The following is a 20,059-nucleotide window of genomic DNA, read 5'->3' as shown; positions in this document are numbered from 1 at the left end:
TCCCTCACACACCGCCTGCTACTTCGGCTGCGGCTTCCTGATGTTCAGGTGCAGCTCCCGCAGCCGGGACTCGTCCAGCTCGGTCGGGGCGCCCATCATGAGGTCCTGGGCGTTGCCGTTGAGCGGGAAGGCGATCGTCTCGCGGATGTTGGGCTCGTCCGCGAGGAGCATGACGATGCGGTCGACGCCGGGGGCGATGCCGCCGTGCGGCGGGGCGCCGAAGCGGAACGCGCGGAGCATGCCCGCGAACTTGTCCTCGACCGTGTCCCGGTCGTAGCCCGCGATCTCGAAGGCCTTGAGCATGATGTCCGGCTCGTGGTTCCGGATCGCGCCGGAGGACAGCTCGACGCCGTTGCAGACGATGTCGTACTGCCAGCCCAGAATGTCCAGCGGGTCCTGGGTCTCCAGGGCCTCCAGACCGCCCTGCGGCATCGAGAACGGGTTGTGGGAGAAGTCGATCTTCCCCGTCTCCTCGTCCTTCTCGTACATCGGGAAGTCGACGATCCAGCAGAAGCGGAAGACGCCGTCCTCGAACTGGCCCGCGCGCTTGGCCGCCTCGACGCGCACCGCGCCCATGATCTTGGAGACCTCGTCGAACTCGCCCGCGCCGAAGAACACCGCGTGGCCGGGGGCCAGCGACAGACGCTTGGTCAGCTCGGCGACGTTCTCCTCGGTGAGGAACTTGGCGATCGGGCCGGTCAGCGAACCGTCCTCGCCGACGCGGACCCAGGCCAGGCCCTGCGCGCCCTGGGACACGGCGAACTCGCCGAGCCCGTCGAAGAACTTGCGGCTCTGGCCCGCGACGTCCGGCACCGCGAGGGCGCGCACGTGCTTGCCCGCGAACGCCTTGAACGCCGAGCCCTCAAAGACGTCGGTGATGTCGACCAGCTCCAGCTTGGCGCGCAGGTCCGGCTTGTCGGAGCCGTACTTGAGCATCGCCTCACGGAACGGGATGCGCGGGAACGGCGAGGTGACGTGACGGCCACCGCCGAACTCCTCGAACAGCTCCGTCATCAGCTTCTCGATCGGCTGGAAGACGTCCTCCTGCTCGACGAAGCTCATCTCGACGTCGAGCTGGTAGAACTCGCCCGGCGAGCGGTCGGCGCGGGCGTCCTCGTCGCGGAAGCAGGGCGCGATCTGGAAGTACCGGTCGAAGCCGGAGATCATCAGCAGCTGCTTGAACTGCTGCGGCGCCTGCGGCAGGGCGTAGAAGCGGCCCGCGTGGACGCGCGAGGGCACGACGTAGTCGCGGGCACCCTCGGGGGAGGTGGCGGACAGGATCGGCGTCGCCATCTCGTTGAAGCCCATCGCCGTCATCTTCTGGCGCATGGCGGCGATGACCGCGGTGCGCAGCATGATGTTGCGGTGCATCCGCTCACGGCGCAGGTCCAGGAAGCGGTACTCCAGGCGCCGCTCCTCGTTCACGCCGTCCTCGGCGTTGATCGTGAAGGGCAGCGGCGCGGCGGCGCCCAGCAGCTCGACCTCGGCGACCTCGACCTCGATCTCGCCGGTGGGCAGCTCGGGGTTCACGTTCTCGGTTCCACGTGAAACAACGCGGCCGTCGATGCGGACCGTGGACTCCTTGGAGATGGAGTCCAGGGCCTCGTAGGCGGGGGTGCCGGGGCGGGCGACCAGCTGCGTGATGCCGTAGTGGTCACGCAGATCGATGAAGAGGATGCCGCCCAGGTCGCGACGATTGTGCAGCCAGCCACTGAGCCGGACGTCGGTGCCGACGTCAGAGGCGCGGAGCTGGCCGCAGGTGTGGGACCTGTACCGATGCATCGTCGTTCATCGTCCTTTGCGCTTCGGGGTACCGAGATTGCTCTCTCTCGGCTGGGTACGGGCACGGGGCCCGGACCCATCAAGGGTACCGGGCACCCCAAGATCGGCTCCCCACCATTACCGTTCGCCGATCCACGGTGGCAGCCCCGGGTCACCTCTTCTTAAAGTGGGGCAATGCGCACAGGCGAGCCGCTTCCGTCCACCGGGGACATCCTCGCCGCCCTCGCGACCGGACTGTGGCACTGGGACACGGCGACGGAACTGGTCACCGTGGACGCGGAGGCGGCGCGGCTGCTCGGGCTCCCCGCGCGCCCCGCCACCCTCACCGAGGCCCAGGCCCGCGCCCGGCTGCACCCCGCGGACTGGAACGAGATCACCGGGGTGGTGCCGCTCGCGGTGGCCGAGGGCACGCTGGCCGAGGTGCGCATCCGGATCATCGACGAGCGGGGCCACGTCATCCGGGTCGTGCGCAGCCGCTCCAAGCCGACGTACGACCGGGAGCGGCGCGCGTACGAACTGATCGGCACCCTCCAGGAGGTGACCGAGCCCGCGCCGGGCACGTCGTCGGCGCGCAGCGCGGTCACCGGGGACTGGCGGCGCTCGCGGGAGGCGTTCCTGCTGGACGCGGGCCGGGCGCTGGCCGAGGCACGCTCCACGGAGGAGGTGCTGCGGGTCGCGGCCGGGCTGTCGATGCCCGGGTTCTCGCCGGACGGCCTCGCGGTGTTCGGGGTGGAGGGCGAGCGGCTGACGATCATCGGCCACCACGGCTACGCGCCCGGGGACGACGGCCCCTTCACCCATATGCCGCTGAGCACCGACTATCCGGCGGCGGAGGTCGTACGGACCGGCCGCGCCGTCTATCTCTCCTCGCCCGGCGACTACCGGGACCGCTATCCGGCCACCTGGCCGCTGGCCGAGCGGTTCGCGCGCCGCTCGTGGGCGTTCCTGCCGCTGACGGCGGGCGGGCACACGATGGGCGCCTGGATGGCGGCGTTCAGCTATCCGGTGGCGTTCACCCCGGACGAGCGGGCCGTGCTCACCACGGTGGCCCGGATGCTCGCGCAGGCGCTGTCGCGGGCGAGCGCCGCCGAGACCCAGCGGGAGCTGACCGAGGGCCTGCAGCGCTCCATGCTGCCCTCGCTGATCGCCGGGATACCCGGCATGAACGTGGCCGCCCGCTACATACCGACCGGCGGCGGCCTCCAGGTCGGCGGCGACTGGTACGACATGATCCCGCTGCCCGGCGGGGCCACCGGGAGCGGTGCCGACGGCGGCAGGTTCGCGCTGGTCATCGGGGACGTACAGGGGCACGACGTACGGGCGGCGGGGCTGATGGGCCAGCTGCGCATCGCCCTGCGCGCCTACGCCGCCGAGGGGCACCGCCCGGACGCGGTGCTCTCCCGCGCCTCCCGCTTCCTGCACGGCATCACGCACGACGAGGACCTGGCCCAGCTGCGCTTCGCGACCTGTCTGTACGCGGAGGCCGACGCGGCGACGGGCCGTCTGGAGATCGCCCGGGCCGGGCACCCCGATCCGGTGGTCCGGATGGCGGACGGCACGGTGATGGCGCGGCCGACGGCGGGCGGGCCGCCGCTGGGGGTCGATCCGGACGCCGACTATCCGACGACCCGGTTCACGCTGGAGCCGGGCGAGACGATGATGCTGTGCACCGACGGGCTGATCGAGACCGGCGGCCACGACATGGAGAGCGGCTGGCGGCGCGTGCGCACCATCCTGGAGGAGCACGCCGTCCCGGACACGGACCGCGAGCAGGGTCTCGAGGAGCTGGCGGACGCGCTGGTGCAGGGGGTGCACGGGCCGTCCTCCCATCACACGACGGGCCCGTTGACCGACCGCCGCGAGGACGACATCGCGGTCCTGCTGCTGTACCGGGGCGGGGAGCCCGAGCGGGAGGAGGCGGCGACGGCGCGCACCCGGGTGCGCAGCACGCTGCTGTCGGTCGCGCAGGACGAGCCCGAGCGGATCGCGGAGACCCGCCAGTATCTGCGCGAGCTGCTGCACGACTGGAACTCCCCGGACCAGGTGGACTCCGCGGTGCTGCTGGTCTCCGAGCTGGTCACCAATGTGCTGGTGCACACCGACGCGGACGCGCTGCTGCTGGCCGAGGTCTTCGGGCAGAGCGGGGCGCGGCGGCTGCGGGTGCAGGTCACCGACACCGGCGACGATCTGCCGCACAAGCGCCGCCCGGGCGAGCTGGCCTCCTCGGGCCGTGGCCTGATGCTGATCGAGCTGCTGGCCGATGCCTGGGGGGTCGAGCCGCAGGGCAAGGGCAAGAGCATCTGGTTCGAGCTGTACGAGAAGGCCGGGGAAGGCGGGGCGGACGGGGACGAGGCCGTCGTGGCCTGGGGCCTGGCGGACCCGCTCTAGGACGGGTCGCCGTACCGGGTGCGCAGTTCGCCCACGACGCCGAAGAACGCCGCCGTGAGGGGTACGGCGAGCAGCATGCCGAGGATGCCCGCGACCGAGGCCCCCGCGGTGATCGTCAGCATCACCACGGCCGGGTGCATCTGGACGGTACGGCTCTGGATGGCCGGCTGGAGGACGTGCCCCTCCAGGACCTGGACGGCGAGGACGACCCCGAGCGCCCACAGGGCGATGACGAAGCCCCGGTCCGCGAGCGCGACCAGGACGGCGACGGCGCCGGAGAGGAAGGCGCCGAGGTAGGGGATGTAGGCGCTGACGAAGACGAGCGCGCCGAGTCCCACCGCGCCGGGCACGCGCAGGATCAGCAGGCCGATGGTGATGCAGACGGCGTCGATGAGCGCGATGAGCGTCGTCCCGCGCATGAAGCCCTCGACCGCCTCGAAGGCGCGGCGGGCCATGGCCTCCAGCAGGTCGGCGGTGTCGCCGGGGGCGAGGGAGCGCAGCGCGGTGAGGGCGCGGTGGGAGTCGCGCAGGAAGAAGAAGACGAGGAGCAGGGCGAGGACGGCGATGGCGATGGACTCGCCGACGATGCTGACGCCGCTGATGACGTTGGACACCGCCGTGCCGCCGAACTTCTCCAGCAGCTTGCGGGAGTTGGCGGCGAGGTCGTCGAGTCCGGTGCCTGCGGCGCCGAAGTGCCGGGCGACCGCCTTGGCGGCGTCCCGCAGCGAGGCGATGATCTGGTCGCCGGTGTCCACGAGGGCCGCTACGACGATGTAGACGGCGCCGCCGACCACCGCGACCACGGCTACGCAGGTCAGGGCCGCCGCGAGGCTGGCGTTCAGCTTGGCCCGGATCATCCAGCGGTACAGGGGGCCCAGGAGGGCGGTGCCGAGGAGGGCGAGGAGTACGGGGACGACGGCTGTTCTCAGCTCGCCGCAGAGGCGGATGCCGACCCAGCCGACGCCGGCGATGAGCAGCAGTACGACGCACCAGGCCGCGAAGCGGCGGACGGGGTCGGGCAGCAGCGGCACATGTTCAGCGGATCATGAGCTGGGCTCGGCTGTCCTGCTGCGGCGGGCCGGGTGGGTGAGGCGCCGTCCCTCGGCTCGCCGTACCAGGGGGCTCCCGCCCCCTGGACCCCCGGCCTATGCCCACCCACCACCCGACTCGGTAAGTCGAAAAGTCGTCGTACACGCCGTCGCCCGGCAGACGCCGTTGTCTGCCGGGCGGCGGGGTTCACAGGGGGGAGACTCACGCCTCCGGGCCCGCCTCCGTCATGCCGTGGACCGCGGGGACCGTGCCGAGGCGGCCCTTCTGGAAGTCCTCGAAAGCCTGCATGAGCTGTTCCTTGGTGTTCATGACGAACGGGCCGTAGTGGGCCATGGGCTCACGGATGGGCTGTCCGCCAAGGAGGACGACCTCGAGGTCGGGGGTGTGGGCGTCCTGCTTCTCGTCGGCGCGGACCGTCAGCGAGGAGCCGGTGCCGAAGACGGCGGTCTGGCCGGTGCGGACCGGACGGCGCTCGGTGCCGACCGCGCCGCGCCCGGCGAGGACGTACGCCAGGCCGTTGAAGTCCTCGCGCCAGGGCAGGGTGATCTCGGCGCCCGGCGCCAGGGTCGCGTGGACCATGGTGATCGGGGTGTGCGTGATGCCCGGGCCCTCGTGGCCGTCCAGCTCACCGGCGATGACCCGCAGCAGCGCGCCGCCGTCCGGGGAGGTGAGGAGCTGCACGCTGCCCGCGCGGATGTCCTGGTAGCGCGGGGCCATCATCTTGTCCTTGGCCGGGAGGTTCACCCACAGCTGGAGCCCGTGGAAGAGACCGCCCGAGACGACCAGCTGCTCCGGCGGCGCCTCGATGTGCAGGAGACCGGAGCCCGCCGTCATCCACTGGGTGTCGCCGTTGGTGATGGTGCCGCCACCGCCGTTGGAGTCCTGGTGGTCGAAGACGCCGTCGATGATGTAGGTCACGGTCTCGAAGCCGCGGTGGGGGTGCCAGGGGGTGCCTTTGGGCTCGCCCGGCGCGTACTCCACCTCACCCATCTGGTCCATCATGATGAACGGGTCGAGGTGGCGGTAGTTGATCCCCGCGAACGCCCGGCGCACCGGGAATCCCTCGCCCTCGAAACCGCTCGGAGCGGTCGTGACGGTCAGCACCGGACGCGACACGGCGTCGGCGGGAGCGGTCACACGGGGCAGCGTCAACGGGTTCTCGACGGTCACTGCGGGCATGGTCGGTACCTCCTTGTGGGACCACTTTAGTTGAGCGTTGAACTTTCTGCCACCCACAACAGAGCGGGCCCGGAGGAAATTCCCTCCGGGCCCGCTGGGGGACGACTCACGCGTCAGCCGCCGTACATGCGGCGCATCGCGAACTCGACCATCTGCTCCACGGCCTTCGCGTCGAACACCATCCGGTGCTCACCCTCCATGTCGACCACGAAGCCGTAGCCGGTCGGCAGGAGGTCGATCACCTCGGCGCCGGTGATCACGAAGTACTTGGACTCCTTGCCCGCGTACCGCCGCAGCTCCTTGAGCGAGGTGAACATCGGGATCACCGGCTGCTGCGTGTTGTGCAGGGCGAGGAAGCCCGGGGTGTCGCCGCGCGGGCAGTACACCTTGGACGTGGCGAACACCTGCTGGAAGTCCTCGGCGGACATCGAGCCCGTGGTGAACGCGCGCACCGCGTCCGCGAGGGAGGGCGGGGACGGCTCGGGGTAGAGCGGCGGCTGCTGGCCGTATCCGCCGACACCGCCGGGCATCTGCTGCTGCGGTGGGACGTACTGCTGCTGAGCGCCCACGTTCTGGTCGTAGCCGTACATGCGCGCCACCCTACCGAGCCACCTCGCCCGTGTGGCCTACGGAGCCGGAACCTCTCGCGTCAGGCGCGAAGTCCAGGGGCACCAGTGGAGCCCCGGCAGGAAGGCGCCGCCCGCCTCGTCGAGGTGGTCCTCGACGTAGGGGAGGGTGGCGTCGCAGACCTCGATGGCATAGTCGAAGAAGCTGACCGTCTCGGGGTTGTAGTGGAAATTCCACTTCGGGTTGTACGAGGCAGGGCGCTTGACGATGCGCCCGTAGAGGTGGGGGCGCTCGGTCGTCTCGCCGCTGAGCAACTGCCGCGCGTGCGCGATCGCGGCCGGGTTGTCGATCCGGACGACCGCCGTCTGCCGGCCCGCGTCCGTGAATTCGAAGTACGCCGGGTCCGCCGCCTGCGAGGGATGGGCCAGTCCGACGGTCAGCATCGCCGCCGCCGCGAGGCCGCCGAACCGGGTCAGAAAACGTCGCACGTGTGCCTCCGAGGACAGAGAGAGAAGAGATCGCCACGGACCGTATCCGCAAGATCACTTGGAGTGCTTGCCGAGGGGAGGCACATTCACCCGGCCGGGCGGGCGCACGGTGGGGCACGGAACAGAGCACGGGGGGCGGCGGGGTTGCTTCTTATTACCGACGGGTAGCATCATCGGAGCTACTAGTTGGTACGTGAACCAGATGCGAGGAGTCAGTGCCTCGCCGAGACCTGACGGAGTCACCATGGGGCACTACAAGTCGAATCTCCGCGACATCGAGTTCAACCTCTTCGAAGTCCTCGGCCGCGACAAGCTCTACGGCACCGGCCCGTTCGAGGAGATGGACACCGACACCGCCAAATCCGTCCTGGCGGAGCTGACCCGGCTCTCGGAGAACGAGCTGGCGGAGTCCTTCTCCGACGCCGACCGCAACCCGCCGGTCTTCGACCCCGAGACGAACACCGCGCCGGTCCCGGAGACGTTCAAGAAGAGCTACAGGGCCTTCATGGACTCCGAGTACTGGCGGCTCGGCCTGCCCGAGGAGATCGGCGGCACCAACACCCCGCCGTCCCTGATCTGGGCGTACGCGGAGCTGGTGCTCGGCGCCAACCCGGCCATCTGGATGTACTCCTCCGGCCCGGCGTTCGCGCGCATCCTCTTCGAGGAGGGCACCGAGGAGCAGAAGCAGTGGGCGAAGATCGCGGTCGAGAAGACCTGGGGCTCCACCATGGTCCTCACCGAGCCGGACGCCGGTTCGGACGTGGGCGCGGGCCGCACCAAGGCCGTCCAGCAGGAGGACGGCTCCTGGCACATCGAGGGCGTCAAGCGCTTCATCACCTCCGGTGAGCACGACATGGAGGAGAACATCCTCCACTACGTGCTGGCGCGTCCCGAGGGCGCCGGACCCGGCACCAAGGGCCTGTCCCTCTTCCTCGTCCCGAAGTTCCTCTTCGACGGCGAGAGCGGCGAGCTGGGCGAGCGCAACGGCGTCTACGCGACCAACGTCGAGCACAAGATGGGCCTCAAGGCGTCCAACACCTGCGAGATGACCTTCGGCGACCGCCACCCCGCCAAGGGCTGGCTGATCGGCGACAAGCACGACGGCATCCGCCAGATGTTCCGCATCATCGAGTTCGCCCGCATGATGGTCGGCACGAAGGCGATCTCCACGCTGTCGACGGGCTACCTCAACGCCCTCGAGTACGCCAAGGAGCGCGTCCAGGGCCCGGACCTGGCGAACTTCATGGACAAGACCGCGCCCAAGGTCACCATCACGCACCACCCCGACGTGCGCCGCTCGCTGATCACGCAGAAGGCGTACGCGGAGGGCATGCGCGCCCTCGTCCTCTACACCGCCTCGATCCAGGACGCGATCGCGGTCAAGGAGGCGAGCGGCGAGGACGCCTCGGCCGAGCACGCGCTGAACGACCTGCTCCTGCCGATCGTCAAGGGCTACGGCTCCGAGAAGGGCTACGAGCAGCTCGCCCAGTCGCTCCAGACCTTCGGCGGCTCCGGGTTCCTCCAGGAGTACCCGATCGAGCAGTACATCCGCGACGCCAAGATCGACACCCTCTACGAGGGCACCACGGCGATCCAGGGCCAGGACTTCTTCTTCCGGAAGATCGTCCGCAACCAGGGCGCCGCGCTCAACGGCATCGCCGAGGACATCAAGAAGTTCCTGGCGCTCGGCACCGGCGGCGAGGAGCTGGCGGGCGCCCGCGAGCACCTGGCCAAGGCGGCCGTGGAGCTGGAGGCCATCGTCGGGCTGATGCTGACCGACCTCGCGGCCACCGAGCAGGACGTCAAGAACATCTACAAGGTGGGCCTCAACACCACCCGCCTGCTGCTCGCCTCCGGTGACGTGATCGTCGGCTACCTGCTGCTCAAGGGTGCCGCCATCGCCGCCGAGAAGCTGGAGACCGCCTCCGCGAAAGACAAGGCGTTCTACACCGGCAAGATCGCGGCGGCGAAGTTCTTCGCGGCCAACGTCCTGCCCGGCGTGACCCTGGCGCGCAAGGTCGCGGGCTCCGTCGACCTGGACCTGATGGAGCTGGACGAGGCCGCGTTCTAAGCTCCGCACTCCGGCACCGCCAACTGCCGCGGGCCCGCTCCCCTCTGGCCGGGAGCGGGCCCGCGCACGTCGTTAAGGTAAACGCCATGAGCGCACCGTCCCGCTTCGACCGCGGCCACACCGACGACCTGATGACCTTCCTCGCGGCGAGCCCCACGCCGTACCACGCGGTGGCGAACGCCGCCGCGCGACTGGAGAAGGCGGGCTTCCGTCAGGTCGCCGAGACCGACGCCTGGGACACCCCGGCGGGCACCGGCACCGGTGGCCGGTACGTGCTGCGCGGCGGCGCGATCATCGCCTGGTACGTCCCCGAGGGCGCCGAGCCGCACACCCCGTTCCGGATCGTCGGGGCGCACACCGACTCCCCGAGCCTCAGGATCAAGCCGCAGCCGGACAGCGGCGCGCACGGCTTCAGACAGGTCGCGGTGGAGATCTACGGCGGCCCGCTGATGAATTCCTGGCTCGACCGCGACCTCGGCATCGCCGGGCGCCTCAGCCTGCGCGACGGTTCGACGGCCCTGGTGAACGTGGACCGGCCGCTGCTGCGCGTGCCCCAGCTCGCCATCCACCTGGACCGCACGGTCAGCACCGACGGCCTCAAGCTCGACAAACAGCGCCACCTCCAGCCCGTGTGGGGCCTCGGGGACGACGTCCGCGAGGGCGACCTGATCGCCTTCCTGGAGGAGGAGGCCGGGCTGCCCGCGGGTTCGGTCACCGGCTGGGACCTGATGGCGTACCCCGTCGAGCCGCCCGCCTACCTCGGCCGGGACCGCGAGCTGGTCGCCGGGCCCCGCATGGACAACCTGCTCTCCGTGCACGCCGGTACGGCCGCCCTGATCGCCGCCGCGACCTCGGGCGCCCCGCTCCCGCACATCCCGGTGCTGGCCGCCTTCGACCACGAGGAGACCGGCTCGCAGTCCGACACCGGCGCCGACGGCCCGCTGCTCGGCACCGTCCTGGAGCGTTCCGTGCTCGCCCGGGGCGGCACCTTCGAGGACCGCGCCCGCGCCTTCGCCGGAACCGTCTGTCTCTCCTCCGACACCGGCCACGCCGTGCACCCCAACTACGCGGAGCGGCACGACCCGACGCACCACCCGCGCCTGAACGGCGGCCCGATCCTCAAGGTGAACGTCAACAACCGCTACGCCACGGACGGTTCGGGCCGCGCCCTGTTCGCCGCCGCCTGCGAGCGGGCCGGAGTGCCGTACCAGACCTTCGTCTCGCACAACTCGATGCCCTGCGGCACCACCATCGGACCGATCACCGCGGCCCGGCACGGCATCACCACGGTCGACATCGGTGTGGCCATCCTGTCCATGCACAGCGTGCGCGAACTGTGCGGCGCCGACGACCCGTTCCTCCTCGCGAACGCCCTCGCGGCCTTCCTGGAGGGCTAGTTGGCATGATGCCGGGTACCCGAGCGGGACCGGAGATTCCGGAACCGTGAAGGGGAGGCGAGTCCTCATGGGCCTCGGAGGCTGCATCATCCTGATCGCCGTCGGCGCGATCCTCACGTTCGCCACCGACTGGCACATGAGCGGGGTCAACCTCGACCTGGTCGGCGTCATCTTCATGGCCGTCGGCCTGATCGGTCTGGCCACGTTCAGCGGGATCGCCCGCCGCCGGCGCGTGGTGATGCCCCCGGCGACCCCGGTCGTCGAGGAGGAACCGCACCACCACGCGCGCCGCGACGGGTACAGCGACGGCTACGGCGCCTGAGCGGCCGGGACGTGAGAGGTCCCGGCCCCAACTCGACGCGTTCTAGCGCTCGTCCATCCCGGCAAGGACCAACGGCAGCCGGTCCGCGCCCGCTTCGGTGAGGCGGACCGGAACACCCCAGTCCTGCTGGTGGACATGGCAGGCCGGGTACTCGTTGGCCGGGTCGTCGTCGCAGGACGCGGCCATCGCCGAGACGTGCAGGACGCCCTCGGTGACGGCCGGGTTCAGCTCCAGCTCGCGGCTCAGGTCCGTGTCCGCGCCCTCGCCCTTGAGCAGCAGCTCGGGCGGGGTGGCGGAAACCAGCAGCCGGGTCGAGGGGCCGTAGCGCAGGTCCAGCTTCTGGCCCGCGGGGGCCTGGAAGATCACGTCCAGGAGCAGCCGTCCGGGGGCCACCTCGGTCGCGGCGCGCCGGGTGCGGTGGGCGACCGCCTCCACCCGGACCGCCTCCTCGGGCAGCCGCAGCCGGGTCAGCCGGTGCCGGGCCGACTCCACGACCACGATGTCCTCACCGACCAGCACGGCGTCGCTCGGCTCGCGCAGATCGGTCGCCAGCGTGGTGACCTCGCCGGTCGCCGGGTCGAAGCGGCGCAGGGCGTGGTTGTAGGTGTCCGCGACCGCGACCGAGCCGTCCGGCAGCGCGGTGACGCCCAACGGGTGCTGGAACAGGGCCTGTTCGGCGGCGCCGTCGCGGTGCCCGAAGTCGAAGAGGCCGGTGCCGACGGCCGTGTGGACGTGGCCTTCGAGGTCCACCCAGCGCAGCGCGGAGGTCTCGGAGTCCGCGAGCCAGAGCCGGTCCTCGGTGGCGGCGAGCCCGGAGGGCTGGGCGAACCACGCCTCGGTGCCGGGGCCGTCGACCAGCCCCTCGTTGGTGGTTCCGGCCGCGACCTCGACGGTGCCCGCCTGCGGGTCGTACGTCCACAGCTGGTGGACGCCCGCCATCGCGATCCACACCTTGCCGCCGAAGACGGCGACGTCCCACGGGGAGGACAGCGCGGTCGCGCGGGCCGGGCCCGAGGTCGGGTTGCCCTGCATCCACTGCTTGCCGGTGCCCGCCAGGGTGGACACCTCGCCGGTGGCCAGGTCGAGTCGGCGCAGGGCGTGGTTCACGGTGTCGGCGACGACCACGGCGCCCTCGTCGAGCAGCGCGAGGCCCTGCGGCTCGTTGAAGGACGCCCGCTCGGCGGAGCCGTCCACCAGGCCCCGGTCGCCGGAGCCGATGCGGCGCACGACGCTCTCGCCGTCCTGCTCCAGCTCGACCAGCTGGTGCCGGGTGGTGTCGCTGACCAGGAAGTTCCCCGAGGGCAGCAGCAGCGCCTTGCCGGGGAAGCGGAGCACGGTCGGCTCGGGCTCGGGCGCCACGTACGGGCCGTCGCCCCGGCGCAGGGTGCCCTTGGCCTCGTGCTCGGCCTCCAGCTCCTCCACCAGCTTCTCGATCGCGTGCGCGTGCCCCTCACCGGCGTGCTGCGCGACGACGTACCCCTCGGGGTCGATCACCACGAGCGTCGGCCAGGCGCGCACCGCGTACTGCTTCCAGGTGGCCAGCTCCGGGTCGTCCAGGACCGGGTGCTCCACGCCGTACCGCTCCACCGCGTCCACCACGGCCTGGTGCTCGGCCTCGTGCACGAACTTCGGCGAGTGCACGCCGATGATCACCACGGTGTCCCGGTGCCGCTCCTCCAGCTCGCGCAGCTCGTCCAGGACGTGCAGGCAGTTGATGCAGCAGAAGGTCCAGAAGTCCAGGACGACGATGCGTCCACGCAGGTCGGCGAGGGTGTACTGCTGGTCGCCCGTGTTCAGCCAGCCACCCTTGCCGATCAGCTCGGGGGCGCGGACGCGGGTACGACGAGGTGCGGAGTCGGTCATGTGTCAAGGGTGCCACTCGCGTGCGAACACCCCGTAACCGCCGTACGTCGTCACGCTCGGCGCGGGGGCGGTCACCGGCGGGCACGCGGTATGGGTGCGCGCCGGGTCACCAGCGGGCCAGCAGGGTCTCCTCGCCGCCCCGGTAGCGGTACATCCAGGTGGTGCCCGGCGGGACCTTCCCGCTCAGGTAACCGACGATCGGCTCCCGCTGCACGGCGCTGTCCAGGGCGCCGAGCAGCCGCAGCGCCTCGGCGACGGGGAAGAAGGCCGCGTGCTCGATGTCGCTGTCCTCCGGCGCGACCTCACCCTCCCAGTCGGCGATCTCGAAGGCGACGGCCAGCGCGGAGGGGTGGCTCTCGGAGTCGATGTGCAGGAGGAACGCGGTGCGTACCGGATCGCCCACCAGCAGCCCGGTCTCCTCGCGCAGCTCGCGCCGCAGCGCCTCGTGCATCAGCTCGCCGTCCTCGACCCCGCCGCCGGGCAGCGACCACAGCGGCTCGCCGTGGGCGCCCAGGCTCTCCCGGACGAGCAGGATCTCCTCGCCCCGGCGGACGATGCCGATGACGAGCTGTACCCGGGGCGCCGGTGCCTTCGACTCCGCTGTCATACAGCCGACCGTACGGGACCGGATCAGGTCAGCGCGTGGCCCGTCGTCGCGTCCACGTGGTCCGGGATCTCCTCGTGCCGGTCGCCCACGCTGAGCGTGCCGGTGGGTTCGAGGAGCAGGATCTCGGTGGGGACGGGGGCGTACGGCTTGTGCTCGGTACCGCGCGGGACGGTGAAGACGGAGCCCTTCGGCAGGGTCACCGTGCGCTCGCCCGCGGGCTCGCGCAGGGCGATGCGCAGCTCGCCGGAGAGCACAAGGAAGAACTCGTCGGTGTCGTCGTGCGCATGCCAGAGGTGTTCGCCCTCCACCTTGGCGACCCGGACGTCGTAGTCGTTGACCGACGTGACGATGCGCGGGCTCCATTGGTCGGAGAAGGAGGCGAGGACCGTCTCCAGGGACAGGGGTTCACTGGTTGCCATGGCTCCATGCTGCGGGCGCGCGCCCGGGGCGCACGAGTGCTAGAAATCGCACATGGCGCAAGAATCCTGTCAGCCGGTGCGCCCGCACCAGGTCGCCGTGCTCGTGGACGAGGGCACCAACCCCTTCGAGGTCGGCGTCGCCACCGAGCTGTTCGGGCTGCCCCGCCCCGAGCTGGGCCTGCCGGGGCCGCTGTACGAGGTCACGCTGTGCACGCCCGGCCCCGAGGTGCGGATGAACCACGGCTTCTTCACGCTGACCGGGGTGCCCGGCCTGGACGCGGCGCTGGAGGCGGACACCCTGATCGTGCCGGGCCGCCCGGACAACGTGGTCCCGCGCCGCCCCGCCGTCCTGGACGCCATCCGCGACGCGCACGCGCGCGGCACCCGCCTCGTCAGCTTCTGCACCGGCACCTTCGCCCTCGCGGAGGCGGGCCTGCTGGACGGCCGCCGCGCCTCCACCCACTGGCGCTGGGCCGACGCCTTCCGCGACCTGCATCCGAAGGTCCTGCTGGAGCCGGACGTGCTCTACGTGGACGACGGCGACATACTCACCGCGTCGGGCAGCGCCGCCGCGCTCGACCTCGGTCTGCACATCTGGCGCACCGACCACGGCGCGGAGCTGGCCAACGCCGTCTCGCGCCGGCTGGTCTTCGCCGCCCACCGCGACGGCGGGCAACGGCAGTTCGTGGAGCGCCCGCTGCCCGAGATCCCCGACGGCTCGCTCGGCCCGCTGCTGGCCTGGGCGCAGGAACGGCTCGGCGAGCCGCTGACGGTGGCGGACCTCGCCGCCCGCGCGGCCCTCTCCCCGGCCACCCTGCACCGCCGCTTCCGTACCCAGCTGGGGACGACCCCGCTGGCCTGGCTCACCGGCGAGCGGGTGGCGCTGGCCTGCCGCCTGATCGAGCGGGGCGAGCTGCGCCTGGACGTGGTGGCGGCGCGCAGCGGGCTGGGCACGGCGGCCAATCTGCGGGCCCGGCTGCGGCGGGAGACGGGGCTGAGCCCGTCGGAGTACCGCAGACGCTTCGGGCCGCCGGGCGGGGCGGTGCGGACGGGGCGGTGAGGAACGGGGCCCGCCGGGGAACCGGTCCCTCATGAGATTCCTCGTACGCGACCGCGTCTTCGGCATCGGTGACGACTACTGGATCGAGGACGACCAGGGCCGCAAGGTCTACCTCGTCGACGGCAAGGCCCTCCGGCTGCGCGACACCTTCGAGCTGAAGGACGCCGAGGGCCGGGTCCTGATCGACATCCACAAGAAGATGTTCGCCCTGCGCGACACCATGGTCATCGAACGGGACGGGGAGAACCTGGCCACCGTCAAGCGCAAGCACCTCTCCCTGCTGCGCAACCACTACCGCGTCCGGCTGACCGACGGCACCGAACTCGACGTCAGCGGCAAGATCCTGGACCGCGAGTTCGCGATCGAGTACGACGGCGAACTCCTCGCCGTGATCTCCCGCCGTCTGCTGACGGTGCGGGAGACCTACGGCGTGGACGTCGTACGCGACGACGCGGACCCGGCGCTGCTGATCGCGGTGGCGGTGTGTGTGATCCACCTGGCGGAGAAGGAGCGGGAGGAGGACTAGGCCCTGTCGGGAGTTTCGCCGGGGCCGGGGTTCAGCGGCGCGGGCTGGGTGCGGCTCAGCGCGGAGCCGGTGTGGCTCAGCGGCGCGGGGGCTCCAGGCCGAGCATCCGGTCCTTGAGGGCGGGGAACTGCTCGCGGGTCTCGGCGACCTTCGCGGGGTCGAACTCGACCGTCAGGACCTCCTCGCCCGCGCCCGCCTCGGCCAGCACCTCGCCCCAGGGATCGACCACGATCGAGTGACCCGCCTGCGGAACTCCGGCGTGCGTCCCGGCCGTTCCACAGGCGAGCACGAACGCCTGGTTCTCGACCGCCCGCGCCCGGGCCAGGAGCGTCCAGTGCGCGCGCCGCCGCTCGGGCCAGCCCGCCGGGAGCACCAGGATCTCGGCACCGGCGGCGGTCAGGGAGCGGAAGAGTTCGGGGAAACGGAGGTCGTAGCAGGTGCCGAGGCCGAGGGTGGTGTCCGGCAGCCGGACCGTGACGAGGTCGCCGCCCGCGCCCATCAGCACGGCCTCGCCCTTGTCGAAGCCGAAGCGGTGGATCTTGCGGTAGGCGGCGGCCAGGTCGCCGGAGGGGGAGAAGACGAGCGAGGTGTTGTAGAGGGGGCCCTCGGGGTCGCGCTCCGGGATCGACCCGGCGTGCAGCCATACGCCCGCGTCGGCGGCGGCCTTGGCCATCGCCTCGTAGGTGGGGCCCTCAAGGGGCTCGGCCTCGGGCCCGAAGTCGTCGTAGGCGAAGGCGCCGGTGGTCCACAGCTCGGGCAGGACCACGAGGTCCGCACCGGCCTGCTCGCGCACCAGTGCGACCGCGCGTTGCCGCCGGTCAGCCACTGATTCGCGCTCGTCCACGGCGATCTGGATCAGCGAGGCGCGCACACTACCACCGTCCTGGCATTCGAGTCGTTCCCACGGGCCTACGATCGTCACACGAAAGCACTGCCTGGGGGCCTCCGAGCAGCGTAACTTGGGGGTCTCCCCCGCTCACGCGTAGCCGAGGGCGGAGGAGTCTCCAGACACCGCCGAGTGCAGCCGCCGCCCGCTGGCAAAGCCGTTCGATTCTGCCCGTGTACCGACCGCCGAGGGGTTTCCGTTCCGTGAGTCTGCATCCCACCCTCCAGCCCTACGCCGATGCCTGGACCCACTCCGTCGACGCGATATCCGAGCTGGTCAACCCGCTGGTCGAGGGGGAGTGGAACCGGCGCACGCCCTGCCCCGGCTGGTCGGTGCGAGACGTGGTCTCGCACGTCATCGGCCTGGACTGCGAGATGCTCGGCGACCCCCGGCCGATCCACGCGCTGCCCCGCGACCTCTTCCACGTCACCAACGAGCAGCAGCGGTACATGGAGATGCAGGTCGACGTCCGCCGCCATCACACGGCGCCGGAGATGACGGCCGAGCTGGAGTACACGATCATCCGGCGCAACCGCCAGCTGCGCAACGAGTCCCGTGAGCCGGACACACTGGTGCGCGGGCCGTTCGGCCAGGAGATCACCCTCGAAGAGGCCATGCGGCGGCGGGCGTTCGACGTCTGGATCCACGAACAGGACCTGCGCACCGCCCTGGGCCGCCCCGGCAACCTCGACTCCCCGGGCGCCCTCGTCACCCGTGACCTGCTCCTCCTCGCCCTCCCCAAGGTCGTCGCCAAGTACGCGGAGGCGCCCCGCAGTTCGGCCATCGTCTTCGACGTCCACGGCCCGGTCGAATTCCTCCGCACCATCCGCGTGGACATCCAGGGCCGGGGCACCCTCGAAACCTCCCCCGCCCTCGGCCCCGCCGCCGCCTTCTCCCTCGACTGGGAGACCTACTTCCGGCTCGCGTGCGGCCGGGTGACCCCGGAGTCGGTCGCGGACCGCGTGAAGACGGAGGGCGACCCGGCCCTGGTGTCGGCGATCCTGCGAAACTTCACGATCACGCCGTAGCCTCCGGCGGTTCGGCGGGGGCGTCGTCGAGGTGGTGCGGTGGAGCTGCCTCGACGGTGCGGTGATCACGCGGTGCGGGCCGACGGGGCGGTCGCTGCCGTGGGTGGGACGCCCCCGGACGGTCGCCCCGGCGCCGCAGACCGGTGCGACGGGTGCTCGCCCGCCAGGCGAAAACCCCGGGGGCCAGCTACCGGGGCCGATGCACGTGCCCCCGTACCGGTGGCCGCCCCCGCGTACGGCCGGATCCACCCCATCACGTCACCCGTGCACGGGACCGGCTCCCCTCACCGAGCCGCCGAATCGCCCCGTAGCCCGTGCCCGTCACACCACCGGAGGTCGACCCCGCCTCTCACGCCGCAGGCACATGCACCGTTTCCACCCGGCTCGCCACCAGGCGTTCCCGTTCGCGGCGGGACGCGCGGCCTCGCAGGCGGAGGATCTGGACGAGGCCGAGGGCCTGGAGGACGAAGACCGTGGAGAAGGCGATCGCGTAGTTGTCGCCGGTGGCGTCCAGGAGCACGCCGACGGCGAAGAGGGTCGTCATGGAGGCGATGAAGCCGCCCATGTTGGTGATGCCGGAGGCCGTGCCCTGGCGCTCGGGCGGGTTGGCCGGGCGGGCGAAGTCGAAGCCGAGCATCGAGGCGGGGCCGCAGGCGCCGAGGACGACGCAGAGGACGAGGAGCAGCGGCATGGGGGCGTGGTCGCCGGGCCAGGCGAGGGTGAGCGCCCAGAGCAGGGCGGTCGCGGCGACCGTGCCGAGGGCCAGCGGCAGCCGGGCCGCGTGGTGCCGGGCGACGATCTGGCCGTAGACGAGGCCGACGACCATGTTGGACAGGACGACCAGCGTGAGGAGTTCACCGGCCACCGCCCGGCTGAGCCCCTGCGCCTCGACCAGGAACGGCAGGCCCCACAGCAGCAGGAACACCATCGCCGGGAACTGGGTGGTGAAGTGCACCCACATGCCGAGCCGGGTGCCGGGCTCCCGCCAGGACTCGGCGATCTGACGGCGGACGTAGGCGGCGCCGTGGTGCGAGGCCGGTTCGGGTTCGTGCCCCTCGGGGTGGTCCCGGAGGAACAGCAGCGTCAGGACCAGTACGACCACCCCCGCGACCGCGCTGCCCGCGAACGCCGGGGTCCAGCCGAGCCCGTGCAGCAGCCGCGCGAGGACCAGGGTGGAGACGAGGTTGCCCGCCATTCCGGCCAGGGCCGCGAGCTGGGCGATCATCGGGCCGCGCCGCGCCGGGAACCACCGCGTGCCGAGCCGCAGCACGCTGATGAAGGTCATCGCGTCACCGCAGCCGAGCAGCGCGCGGGAGGCGAGAGCGGTGCCGTAGGAAGGGGAGAAGGCGAAGCCGAGCTGACCGGCGGTGAAAAGGACCGCGCCGATGCACAGCACCTTCTTGGTGCCGAGCCGGTCGACCAGCAGGCCGACGGGTATCTGCATCCCCGCGTACACCAGCAGCTGGAGGATCGAGAACGTCGACAGCTCGGAGGCGCCGACATGGAAGCGGTCGGCCGCGTCCAGGCCCGCGACACCCAGCGAGGTGCGGAAGATGACGGCGACGAAGTAGACCGCGACGCCTATGCACCACACCGCGACCGCGCGCCCGCCGCCCGGCGGGTCACCCGGCAGCACCCGGCCCACCCCATCCGTCCGCGCGCTCATCGCACCTCCCCGCGCGCCAGGTGGGAGAACCAGCCCACGTGCCGGTGCACGATCCCGACCGCCGCGTCCGCGTCGCCGGAGCGCAGCGCGTCCAGGATCTCCGCGTGCTCGGCGAGCGTCTTGGCGATGCGGTCCGGGTGGGAGTGCATGACGGCGACGCCCATCCTCAACTGCCGGTCGCGCAACTGGTCGTAGAGGCGGGAAAGGATCTCGTTCCCCCCGCTGCGGACGATCTCGGCGTGGAAGCGGCGGTCGGTGACGGCGGCTGCGGCGAAGTCACCCGCGGCGGCCTGCTCCCGCTGCCGCTCCAGCAGCTCGGTCAGCCGCTCCACCAGCGCGGGCGGGGCGGGTACGGCCTTGCGGGCGGAGTGCTCCTCGACGAGCAGCCGGGTCTCCACCACGTCCGCGATCTCCTGCGCGGAGACGGGCAGCACCAGGGCGCCCTTCTTCGGGTACAGCCGCAGCAGCCCCTCCGCCTCCAGGCGCAGCAGGGCCTCGCGGACGGGGGTGCGCGAAACACCCACCGCCTCGGCCAGTTCACCCTCGGTGAGAAGGGTGCCGCCCTCGTAGCTGCGGTCGAGGACACCTTGCTTGACGTGGGCGTAGACGCGTTCGGCGGCGGGTGGCTGCCTGGTGGCCGTTTGCATGTCCACAGGATAGATACAACAGCTGCGCGCCGGGCAGCGCCGTCCACCATGCGGACCGGGTCGCGGGGCCCGGGAAAGCCGGAGAAAAAAACTCCCCGCATCCCGCAACCATC

The 20,059-nt window shown here is 71.4% G+C and carries 18 protein-coding genes; 7 read left to right on the top strand and 11 right to left on the bottom strand.

From position 1 onward, the window contains the following. Positions 1 to 18 precede the first annotated feature (18 nt). A complete protein-coding gene (gene aspS, locus B079_RS0120660; protein ID WP_018547738.1) occupies positions 19 to 1,782 on the bottom strand; it encodes an aspartate--tRNA ligase in 1,764 nt (587 codons plus the stop codon). Between the two features lie 174 nt (positions 1,783 to 1,956). Here aspS and B079_RS0120655 point away from each other — a divergent pair, with 174 nt between their 5' ends. Beyond that, complete coding sequence (locus B079_RS0120655) at positions 1,957 to 4,170, top strand: ATP-binding SpoIIE family protein phosphatase (RefSeq protein WP_018547737.1); 2,214 nt, start codon at positions 1,957 to 1,959, stop codon at positions 4,168 to 4,170. Here B079_RS0120655 and B079_RS0120650 read toward each other — a convergent pair. The 4 genes from B079_RS0120650 to B079_RS0120635 all read right to left on the bottom strand — a co-directional run bounded on the left by B079_RS0120650 (position 4,167) and on the right by B079_RS0120635 (position 7,454). Further along, positions 4,167 to 5,201, bottom strand: a complete 1,035-nt coding sequence (locus tag B079_RS0120650) for an AI-2E family transporter (protein ID WP_018547736.1) — start codon at positions 5,199 to 5,201, stop codon at positions 4,167 to 4,169. The two genes, B079_RS0120655 and B079_RS0120650, sit on opposite strands and share 4 nt — an antisense overlap. A 220-nt stretch (positions 5,202 to 5,421) precedes the next feature. Then, positions 5,422 to 6,399 carry a pirin family protein gene (locus B079_RS0120645; RefSeq protein ID WP_026248894.1) on the bottom strand — a complete coding sequence of 326 codons (978 nt, stop codon included), beginning with the start codon at positions 6,397 to 6,399 and terminating at the stop codon, positions 5,422 to 5,424. Positions 6,400 to 6,512: 113 nt separating this feature from the next. Next, positions 6,513 to 6,989 carry an SseB family protein gene (locus B079_RS0120640; protein ID WP_018547734.1) on the bottom strand — a complete coding sequence of 159 codons (477 nt, stop codon included), beginning with the start codon at positions 6,987 to 6,989 and terminating at the stop codon, positions 6,513 to 6,515. Positions 6,990 to 7,025: 36 nt separating this feature from the next. Beyond that, positions 7,026 to 7,454, bottom strand: a complete 429-nt coding sequence (locus B079_RS0120635; RefSeq protein ID WP_018547733.1) for a calmodulin-binding protein — start codon at positions 7,452 to 7,454, stop codon at positions 7,026 to 7,028. Between the two features lie 244 nt (positions 7,455 to 7,698). On the opposite strand from B079_RS0120635, the gene B079_RS0120630 reads away from it, so the two are divergent. From B079_RS0120630 to B079_RS0120620, 3 genes are all read left to right on the top strand, one after another. Beyond that, positions 7,699 to 9,525 (top strand): acyl-CoA dehydrogenase, encoded by a 1,827-nt coding sequence (locus B079_RS0120630; protein WP_018547732.1) that lies wholly within the window; start codon positions 7,699 to 7,701, stop codon positions 9,523 to 9,525. Positions 9,526 to 9,611: 86 nt separating this feature from the next. Beyond that, positions 9,612 to 10,922, top strand: coding sequence for a M18 family aminopeptidase (locus B079_RS0120625; RefSeq protein WP_018547731.1), 1,311 nt, complete (start codon positions 9,612 to 9,614; stop codon positions 10,920 to 10,922). 67 nt (positions 10,923 to 10,989) lie between these two features. Further along, positions 10,990 to 11,244: a DUF6458 family protein gene (locus B079_RS0120620; RefSeq protein ID WP_018547730.1), complete on the top strand. Its 255-nt coding sequence runs from the start codon at positions 10,990 to 10,992 to the stop codon at positions 11,242 to 11,244. A gap of 42 nt (positions 11,245 to 11,286) precedes the next feature. Here the strand turns inward: B079_RS0120620 and B079_RS0120615 are convergent, their stop codons facing one another. The 3 genes from B079_RS0120615 to B079_RS0120605 all read right to left on the bottom strand — a co-directional run bounded on the left by B079_RS0120615 (position 11,287) and on the right by B079_RS0120605 (position 14,133). Continuing rightward, complete coding sequence (locus B079_RS0120615) at positions 11,287 to 13,107, bottom strand: thioredoxin-like domain-containing protein (RefSeq protein ID WP_018547729.1); 1,821 nt, start codon at positions 13,105 to 13,107, stop codon at positions 11,287 to 11,289. A gap of 106 nt (positions 13,108 to 13,213) precedes the next feature. Next, entirely contained in the window at positions 13,214 to 13,714 is a 501-nt protein-coding gene (locus B079_RS0120610; protein ID WP_018547728.1) for an NUDIX hydrolase, read from the bottom strand. 23 nt (positions 13,715 to 13,737) lie between these two features. Next, on the bottom strand, positions 13,738 to 14,133 hold the full coding sequence (locus B079_RS0120605) for a cupin domain-containing protein (protein WP_018547727.1): 396 nt from the start codon (positions 14,131 to 14,133) through the stop codon (positions 13,738 to 13,740). 52 nt (positions 14,134 to 14,185) lie between these two features. On the opposite strand from B079_RS0120605, the gene B079_RS0120600 reads away from it, so the two are divergent. Both B079_RS0120600 and B079_RS0120595 read left to right on the top strand, forming a co-directional pair. Continuing rightward, on the top strand, positions 14,186 to 15,193 hold the full coding sequence (locus B079_RS0120600) for a GlxA family transcriptional regulator (protein WP_026248893.1): 1,008 nt from the start codon (positions 14,186 to 14,188) through the stop codon (positions 15,191 to 15,193). Positions 15,194 to 15,224: 31 nt separating this feature from the next. Beyond that, positions 15,225 to 15,719: an LURP-one-related/scramblase family protein gene (locus B079_RS0120595; RefSeq protein WP_018547725.1), complete on the top strand. Its 495-nt coding sequence runs from the start codon at positions 15,225 to 15,227 to the stop codon at positions 15,717 to 15,719. A gap of 76 nt (positions 15,720 to 15,795) precedes the next feature. Here B079_RS0120595 and B079_RS0120590 read toward each other — a convergent pair whose 3' ends face one another. Beyond that, complete coding sequence (locus B079_RS0120590; RefSeq protein ID WP_018547724.1) at positions 15,796 to 16,590, bottom strand: carbon-nitrogen family hydrolase; 795 nt, start codon at positions 16,588 to 16,590, stop codon at positions 15,796 to 15,798. 218 nt (positions 16,591 to 16,808) lie between these two features. Here B079_RS0120590 and B079_RS0120585 point away from each other — a divergent pair, with 218 nt between their 5' ends. Next, complete coding sequence (locus B079_RS0120585; protein ID WP_018547723.1) at positions 16,809 to 17,633, top strand: maleylpyruvate isomerase family mycothiol-dependent enzyme; 825 nt, start codon at positions 16,809 to 16,811, stop codon at positions 17,631 to 17,633. Between the two features lie 349 nt (positions 17,634 to 17,982). Here the strand turns inward: B079_RS0120585 and B079_RS0120580 are convergent, their stop codons facing one another. Together B079_RS0120580 and B079_RS0120575 are read right to left on the bottom strand one after the other, a co-directional pair. Next, a complete protein-coding gene (locus tag B079_RS0120580; protein ID WP_026248892.1) occupies positions 17,983 to 19,299 on the bottom strand; it encodes an MFS transporter in 1,317 nt (438 codons plus the stop codon). Then, a complete protein-coding gene (locus tag B079_RS0120575) occupies positions 19,296 to 19,946 on the bottom strand; it encodes a GntR family transcriptional regulator (protein WP_026248891.1) in 651 nt (216 codons plus the stop codon). Before B079_RS0120575 ends, B079_RS0120580 begins: the two co-directional genes overlap by 4 nt. Positions 19,947 to 20,059 lie beyond the last annotated feature (113 nt).

This window comes from Streptomyces sp. LaPpAH-108 (assembly GCF_000373625.1).
Classification (GTDB): Bacteria; Actinomycetota; Actinomycetes; order Streptomycetales; family Streptomycetaceae; genus Streptomyces.
Note: the sequence above shows the minus strand (reverse complement) of the source record. Positions and strands in the feature narration are given on the sequence as shown.